The organism is Streptomyces sp. NPDC014727, assembly GCF_043083485.1.
Classification (GTDB): domain Bacteria; phylum Actinomycetota; class Actinomycetes; order Streptomycetales; family Streptomycetaceae; genus Streptomyces.
In genome coordinates this window covers 1-1,944 of sequence record NZ_JBIBYR010000074.1, presented here as the reverse complement: position 1 = coordinate 1,944, position 1,944 = coordinate 1, and the positions used below count along the sequence as shown (strand labels likewise).

The window sequence follows — 1,944 nt, the reverse complement described above, 5'->3', positions numbered from 1 at the left end:
TTAAAAGTTACGTGGAATCTGTCCGGGGTGATCATGTCTCCCCGGTGCTACCACGGACTTGGGAGATGGCTTGAGCGGCACGATGGTGCTGACGGAGAAGTGGCCGGTGCTGGGCCGGCACGAGCAGGCGGCGGTGTGGCTGCAGATCTGGACTGATCTCGGTCGGGCGCCGAGGACAATCGACGCCTACGCCCGCGGACTGGCCGAGTACCTGGTGATGTGCGAGCGGGAAGACGTCGACCCGGTCACCGCGAACCGCCTCCACATTGCCGTCTACGTACGGGAGTTGACGTCACGGCCGCACCGTCGGGGTGCGAACGTGGTGGCGATCGACTCGGGGTCGGGGCTGGCGAACGCCACAATCCAGCAGCGCCTGGTGCCGGTGCGGTTGTTCTACGACTTCCTCATGGAGGAGGGTCTGCGCGAGTCGAACCCGGTGGGCAGGGGCCGCTACACCCCTGGGCGACAGCGGGGCGGGCAGCGCGGGCTGGTGCCGCGGCTCACGAAGCTGCCGTGGATCCCCAGTGAACAGCAGTGGCTGGGGATCCTGCAGGTCGCGCGGGAGGAGCCGGTCCGCAACCGGGTGATGCTGGCCCTGGCCTACGATGCCGCGCTGCGGCGAGAGGAGTTGTGTTCGCTTCGGACCAACGACCTTGATCCGGCCCACCGGACGCTGAGGGTGCGGGCGGAGACGACGAAGAACCGGTTGGAGCGAGTGGTGCCGTACTCGGCGTCGACCGGCGTGTTGATGTCGGCCTACCTCGCCCACCGGGCCACGATCAGCCGGGCCAGGGGGCCGCTGTTTCTGTCGGAGTCCCGGCGCAACCACGGGCAGCCGCTGACCCTGTGGACATGGTCGAAGGTGGTCCGCCGGATCGCCCTGGAGGCCGGTGTCCCGCGGTTCTCGACCCACACCACCCGGCACCTGTGTCTGACCGATCTGGCCCGGATGGGCTGGGAGTTGCACGCGATCGCGACCTTCGCCGGCCACCGCAACACCGATTCCACGCTCCAGTACCTCCACCTGTCCGGCCGGGACCTGGCCGACAAGCTGGCCCGCGGCATGGAGCACATCCACGCCTGGCGAATACAGATGCTCACCTCCGCGGACGGCACGACGGCGGAGGTGTCGCGGTGACCGCACCACTGCCGGCCACCGCCGCCGAGGACGGAGCCGGCCGCTGGTTCTGGCCGATCTCCCCGCCCCGCGACGACGCCGCGGTGGCAGTGCGGCCTGCCGAGGCCAGGGCCGTGGCTGACCTGGGCGTGCGAAATCTGCGGCGACTGCAGTACCACGACCCGTCCGCGCCGGGCTGGCGCGTGATCGCGCGGCTGTTGGGTCCGCTGGAGGCGGTCAACGCCGCCCTGGACTCCCCGCCCACCCCGCACCGCAGACGGGCCATGCTCGACGTGGTCGCGGTGCTGCTGACGCGGTGCGCGGAGACCGGCAGGACCTTCTGGGGCTGGACCGATGAGGAATGGTTCCACCTGCTAGGCCGCACTCAGGCCGAGTTCCGCCGGCACGCGCCCGCCTGGGCGGGCGACGAGGTCCGCCCCTATCTCGCGGCGCACGCCTACCTGCTCGGCGGCTTCAACGAGTTCCACCGGCTCGGCAGCTTCCAGCGGCTGACCCTGGCCCGGCGGACCTTCGGACGCGACCGCGTCAACGGCGAGGTCGCACGACTTCGCGCGGTCCTGGTCGCCTGGGGCTACCGGCTCGGCCAGGACGAGGACACCCTGCTGCCGATGGTGGCCTGCCAGTTGTTCCTACTCAACCGCAGCCCGCATCTTGAGAATCTGGACACCGCACTGTTCGACCGGGTCCGCCGCGACGGACTGCTGGAGGGCAGCCGGCTGAACACCCTGCACGCGATGCAGCGGGCGGTCGCCGAGCTCGGATTCTGTGAACCTCCGCGTCCCGGCACCGGCCGCCACTCGGCCCGG

Annotated in this window: 1 protein-coding gene and 1 pseudogene; both read left to right on the top strand. The window is 70.3% G+C overall.

Annotation, left to right across the window (positions count from 1 at the left end; translation table 11 throughout):
- Positions 1-70 precede the first annotated feature (70 nt).
- A complete protein-coding gene (locus ACF1B9_RS37930) occupies positions 71-1,138 on the top strand; it encodes a tyrosine-type recombinase/integrase (RefSeq protein ID WP_391746961.1) in 1,068 nt (355 codons plus the stop codon).
- Positions 1,135-1,944, top strand: a pseudogene (locus ACF1B9_RS37925) (hypothetical protein); the annotation flags it as partial. The gene ACF1B9_RS37930 and the pseudogene ACF1B9_RS37925, both read left to right, overlap by 4 nt.